The sequence below is a fragment of the Psychrobacter pasteurii genome (assembly GCF_900162815.1).
GTDB lineage: Bacteria > Pseudomonadota > Gammaproteobacteria > Pseudomonadales > Moraxellaceae > Psychrobacter > Psychrobacter pasteurii.
The window spans coordinates 1-6,035 of sequence record NZ_FUGD01000129.1; the positions used below are offsets into that span (position 1 = coordinate 1).

6 protein-coding genes are annotated in these 6,035 nt (G+C 43.8%); 1 reads left to right on the plus strand and 5 read right to left on the minus strand.

The genetic code is table 11. The features are described 5' to 3' along the window. The 5 genes from A1232T_RS11530 to coaD form a co-directional block, all read right to left on the minus strand. The coding region (locus tag A1232T_RS11530; protein WP_077449550.1) for an IS607 family transposase at positions 1-480 on the minus strand (480 nt) is incomplete at its 3' end. Between the two features lie 167 nt (positions 481-647). Beyond that, a complete protein-coding gene (locus tag A1232T_RS11535; RefSeq protein ID WP_077449551.1) occupies positions 648-1,469 on the minus strand; it encodes a DsbC family protein in 822 nt (273 codons plus the stop codon). Positions 1,470-1,749: 280 nt separating this feature from the next. Next, a complete protein-coding gene (locus A1232T_RS11540; RefSeq protein WP_077449552.1) occupies positions 1,750-4,182 on the minus strand; it encodes a YgiQ family radical SAM protein in 2,433 nt (810 codons plus the stop codon). Between the two features lie 373 nt (positions 4,183-4,555). After that, positions 4,556-4,804 (minus strand): YfhL family 4Fe-4S dicluster ferredoxin, encoded by a 249-nt coding sequence (locus tag A1232T_RS11545; protein WP_077449553.1) that lies wholly within the window; start codon positions 4,802-4,804, stop codon positions 4,556-4,558. 45 nt (positions 4,805-4,849) lie between these two features. Further along, entirely contained in the window at positions 4,850-5,359 is a 510-nt protein-coding gene (coaD, locus tag A1232T_RS11550) for a pantetheine-phosphate adenylyltransferase (RefSeq protein ID WP_077449554.1), read from the minus strand. Positions 5,360-5,555: 196 nt separating this feature from the next. Between coaD and A1232T_RS11555 the strand changes: the two genes are divergently transcribed. After that, a partial coding sequence (locus tag A1232T_RS11555) for an IS607 family transposase (RefSeq protein WP_077449550.1) occupies positions 5,556-6,035 on the plus strand: 480 nt, incomplete at its 3' end.

The window sequence follows — 6,035 nt, forward strand, 5'->3', positions numbered from 1 at the left end:
ACCTTGATTAATGATAACCACTTCAACTTGACGAGCTTCACACAAAGCAAAAACAAGTTCTGCCCCAAAACGCAGTAATCTATCTTTATGGGTTAGCACCAGCCTGTCTATTTTGTTGTCTAAAATATCATCAAGCAGGCGTTTTAAGCCTTTTTTATGATAGTTCATACCACTACCTAGATCGCTAATCACCTCGAATGACCAGCCTTGAGCAGAGCAGTACAGCTCAAGAATTTCAATCTGACGCTGTAAGTCGGGCTTTTGGTCATGACTCGATACACGAGCGTAAGCTATGGTTTTGCGTTGTTGCTCCACCTTATTACGAGTCAGGTTTGGGTTTATTTTAGATAAGTCGTACCGACGATGGCCTTTGGGTGTTCTTTGGGCGACAAGCACACCTGTCTCATCCCATCTTCGTAGAGTTGAGACGGAAACGCCTAACTGATTAGCTGCTTGTTTTATGCTTGATAATTTACTCATAGTAAGTAATTATAGATAGTTTTAGGTATCTTTGTGGTTACTGTTTGTAACCCCTAAATCTATATTGCCTCTATTATTGTTTGCCTTTATTTGTTATTTAAAAGCTTTATCTCTTATTTAATAGATAGATAGATAGCTTTAGGGGGTTATATAAAATTTGGCTGGAATTATTTGTTAGCAATAGCCGCCGCTGCCATATCTTTGGCTGGCAAGTAACCACCGATTTGAATTCCAGACTCAGTGAAGACAGCTGGTGTGCCGCTGACACCTAAGCTTAGGCCTAGATCAATATGAGATTGAACTGGGCTGTCGCATGTTGGTGCAGTGATGGTTTCGCCTTTTTTGGCTCTATCCATAGCAGATTTAGGATCATCGCTACACCAGATGGCTTCCATTTTTGGCACACTGCCTTGGCTACGTGGCCAAGCTAGATAGCGAACCTCAATGCCCTCTGCATTAAGTTGATCCATTTCAGAGTGCATCTTGGTGCAGTAAGGGCAGTCAGCGTCAGTAAAGCTATAGACAATCGCTTTGGTCTGACCTTTAGCAGGATAAATAATTATCTCCTCTTTAGGCACAGCTGCTAGCTTATCTTTGGCTACTTTGGCCGTAAGCTCACTACTAATCTCAACAGGCTGCCCGTTACCCACCTCTAAGATTTGGCCTAGGATAATATGGCGACCTTCTTTATCGCTATAAAAAGCAGGCGCACCCTCTGCGTTAACCCAATAGATATTTTCCATACTGGTTGGCACAGCAGATAGGATTTTTTGTTCGATACCTGAGGCTTTTAGGTTGTCTTCGATGGCTTTGACAACAGTAGCATCGGATTCAAAAGAGGCGGTAGTACTACTGGTAGCTGGCTTGTTTTGCTTGGCTTCAGTACTGTTACTGTTACATCCAGTGATGGCCACAGCCAATGTCAATAAAGCAGCTTTTGGTAGAGCGGGGGAGGAGGTGAAAAAAGATTTAGTAAATAGATTGATCATAGATATTATCTCTTAAACGATGTTTTGAAGGATTGTTATTATTAATGAAAGCCAAAAATGGTAGGTATTATTTGGAATAAATGAGGCCGCTGCCCGTGGTACATACCGAATAATTATCGCTATAAAAATAGTTTACAGTCTAGCATATTATATGTTTTACATAAGCCAATTAAACAAAAGCCCCACTGCGGTTAACAGTGAGGCAATTATTGTCATACATTCAACATTGGGCCTTAAGCCTTTATAAGCCTAAATCTCAACAACAAGATAAATAAAGAGACTACTTGGTGGCACGAGGAGGTAGGCCTGTATGCTGGGTTTGGAAGTTACCTTTTTTTACCTGCTTGCCATTTCCGTTCGAGTGTTTGTTCGCCGCTGAAGTGTTTCTGCGTTTGGCAGAGTCGGCACCCACACGGCTGTTCTTCTTGCGTGCTGATTGATAGGTATCCTGACTGTCTCTACCTTCCAGACGTGAGTTGAAAGGAGGTACCAAACAATGGCGAGCAGTACCGATTAAGTCTTCACGGCCTAAGCGCTTTAGAGCAGCGCGTAGCATGCCCCAGTTTTTGGGATCGTGATAGCGCAGGAACGCTTTATGCAGTTTGCGCTGCTTACCCGACTTCACAATTTCCATATCCCCTTCAGAGCGCGTTACTTTACGCAGCGGATCTTTATGGGTGTGATACATGGTGGTGGCGGTGGCCATTGGGCTTGGGTAGAACGCTTGTACTTGGTCGGTTCTAAAGTCATGACGCTTAAGCCACAGGGCCAAATTCATCATATCTTCATCGGTCGTGCCTGGGTGAGCTGCGATAAAGTACGGAATTAAGTACTGCTCTTTGCCCGCTTCTTGGCTGTATTGCTCAAACATCTGTTTAAACTTATCGTAAGAGCCCATACCTGGCTTCATCATCTTAGACAGCACGTTTTCTTCAGAATGCTCTGGGGCAATTTTTAGATAGCCACCGACGTGATGGGTCACCAATTCTTTCACATATTCAGGGTCTTTTACCGCTAAGTCATAACGGAGACCTGAAGCAATTAGGATTTTCTTAATGCCTTTGATATCACGGGCTTTACGATACAGCTTGGTCAAGTTACTGTGGTCAGTGATTAGGTTTTCACAGATATCAGGATAGACGCAAGATGGCTTACGACAGTTCTTCTCAATCGTTTCATCTTTACAGCTTAGGCGATACATATTGGCGGTTGGCCCCCCCAAATCTGAAATCACGCCAGTAAAGTTTGGCGCCGTATCACGAATGGCTTCTACTTCACGTAAGATAGACTCTTCAGAGCGGTTTTGGATAATACGGCCTTCGTGCTCAGTGATAGAGCAGAAGGTACAGCCGCCAAAACAGCCGCGCATGATATTGACCGAGAACTTAATCATATCAAAGGCAGGGATACGGGCTTTGCCATAGGCTGGGTGCGGCACACGTGCATAAGGCAAGTCAAAAACGTAATCCATTTCTTCAGTAGATAGTGGAATCGGTGGTGGGTTCAACCACACGTCGATATCGGTTCTTGAATTACCGCCCCCTGCACCATGGCGCTGAACCAAAGCTCTGGCGTTACCTGGGTTGGTTTCTAAATGCAAAATACGGTTGGCATGAGCATATAACACAGGGTCTGATTTTACTTGCTCATAATCAGGCAAGCGAATCACAGTTTTTTCGCGTGGTGGCATTTTAATACGGTGCTTACGGGCTGTTTTTGGCTTGTCCTCTTCAAGGCCGAACATTTTAACCACTTGCACATCATCATTAACTTGCTCGGCGTTTAAGACTTTATTTTCAACAGGTTCTGCCTTAAAGCCTTTGTATTGGCGCTCCACCGAAGATAGGCTCTCGTTTACTTTACTCTCAGTGTTGCCTTTTTCTTTTTCAATCGAGCAGCTGTCTAAATCTTCAGTCATCACGTACGGGTTGATGATAGGGTCAACACGGCCAACTGTGTCCACATCATTACTGGCTACCTCAACCATATCCGCTTTCCAGTGACGACGTGATGGTGTCAATAAGTACGCCGTACCACGCAGGTCACTCATTTGCTCGAAGGTATAGCCCTTTGATAAACCATGTACGATATCAACAATAGCACGCTCAGCATTACCATACAGCAGTACGTCAGCACGGCTGTCTAACAAAATACTACGGCGTACTTTGTCTGACCAATAATCATAATGGGCGATACGACGTAGGCTGCCTTCGATACCGCCTAAGATAATAGGCACATCAGGATAAGCTTCACGGCAGCGCTGACTGTATACAATTGCGGCGCGGTCAGGACGTTTGTCTGGTGCATTGTCTGGCGAATAGGCGTCATCGCTGCGAATACGGCGATCAGCAGTATAGCGGTTAATCATGCTGTCCATGTTGCCGGCGGTCACACCATAAGCATAAACCGGTTTACCCAGCTCCATAAAGGCATCTTTACTGGTCCAATCAGGCTGTGCAATGATGCCCACACGGAAACCTTGTGCTTCTAGCAGACGGCCAATAATTGCCATACCAAAGCTTGGGTGGTCAACATAAGCGTCACCTGAGATGATAATCACATCACACGCATCCCAGCCCAGCTCGTCCATTTCGGCGCGGCTCATCGGCAAGAAGGGGGCAGGCTCAAAGCAGGATGCCCAGTGCTTATCGTAGTCGTATAAAGGAGTCACGCCTTGTTTGAAGGCAGTGCGGGCGATGGTTTCAGCAGACATGGGGATAACCTAAATAATGATTTATAGACTGAGTCTTTGGGTTTATTTTGTATCGCTTGCCACTCGGGATAAACCGATGGGGGCAATTAATCAACGTCAAAAGAGGATTTTAGTCTAAAAATATAGTGATAAAACTGAGGGATTGTAAGGGGTACAGTAAGCGGCTAAAAAAAGCACTTATAGAATTTGGCTCATTCTAACATGAATCGGCTTCAGGTTGGTGTAAAAGAGTAACCCAATGCTACAAATGGGTTGCTAGGAAGGGTTATATGATTCGTAGCACAAAGAACGAATAGCAAGTTTTTTGAGCGAGTGTGAGGCATAAAAAAGCCAGCATAAATATATGCTGGCTATAAAGCGGGTATCGATTAGGTTATTGGCCTGTGATTCGCTTGTATTTGGCCATCAGGTCACCTTCAGACTCCACATGATTGGGGTCATTCGGAATACAGTCAATCGGGCAAATTTCGACACATTGCGGTTCATCAAAATGTCCGACACACTCGGTGCAAAGGTCAGGATTAATCTCATAGATTTCCTCACCTTCATAAATAGCATCGTTGGGGCAAACTGGCTCACACACATCACAGTTAATGCATTCATCAGTAATCATTAAAGCCATAACTACCTCCTAAATCAGATAACGAAGAAACTAAACGCCGAGAAGTTATTGCCAATTATTAGCACGTTTTTCATCAAACGCTTTTTGTACGCAGACAGGTACGAATTTCTTCACGCCCCCATCAAGCTTAGCAATCTCACGAATCATAGTAGAAGATATGAAGGAGTATTGAGGAGCAGGGGTCAAAAATACTGCTTCAAAGTTATCATCAAGCTCACGGTTCATGTTCGCCAGTTGAAACTCATATTCAAAGTCTGAAGTGGCGCGTAGACCACGCAATACCGCAGTGGCTTTTTGTTCACGCATGAACTCTACCAACAGTCCTTCAAAGCCTACCACAGTAACTTGTGGAAAATCAGCAAAGACAGTTTCAACCAGTTCCACTCGCTCTTCAAAGCTAAACATAGGTTTTTTATGATGGCCCAAGGCAACAGCTATCACCACTTCATCAAATAGCTTAACGGCACGCATCACTAAATCACGGTGACCATTGGTAATCGGATCGAAGGTACCTGGATAAACAATTTTGGTATGTAGATTTGAGGTTTTATTCATGAGGATAAGCTTAGAGGGTAGTGAGGGTTAAATAGAAGTCAAGTAGGTGCCTATCGTAACAAATTTTTGACTTTGAAGTAAGCTTATTCGAGCAGGGTTTTGGTGAGTAGGGCAAAGCGTTAATGATAATAAAAACTTATAAGGGGTTACAAACAGTAACCACAAAGATACCTAAAACTATCTATAATTACTTACTATGAGTAAATTATCAAGCATAAAACAAGCAGCTAATCAGTTAGGCGTTTCCGTCTCAACTCTACGAAGATGGGATGAGACAGGTGTGCTTGTCGCCCAAAGAACACCCAAAGGCCATCGTCGGTACGACTTATCTAAAATAAACCCAAACCTGACTCGTAATAAGGTGGAGCAACAACGCAAAACCATAGCTTACGCTCGTGTATCGAGTCATGACCAAAAGCCCGACTTACAGCGTCAGATTGAAATTCTTGAGCTGTACTGCTCTGCTCAAGGCTGGTCATTCGAGGTGATTAGCGATCTAGGTAGTGGTATGAACTATCATAAAAAAGGCTTAAAACGCCTGCTTGATGATATTTTAGACAACAAAATAGACAGGCTGGTGCTAACCCATAAAGATAGATTACTGCGTTTTGGGGCAGAACTTGTTTTTGCTTTGTGTGAAGCTCGTCAAGTTGAAGTGGTTATCATTAATCAAGGT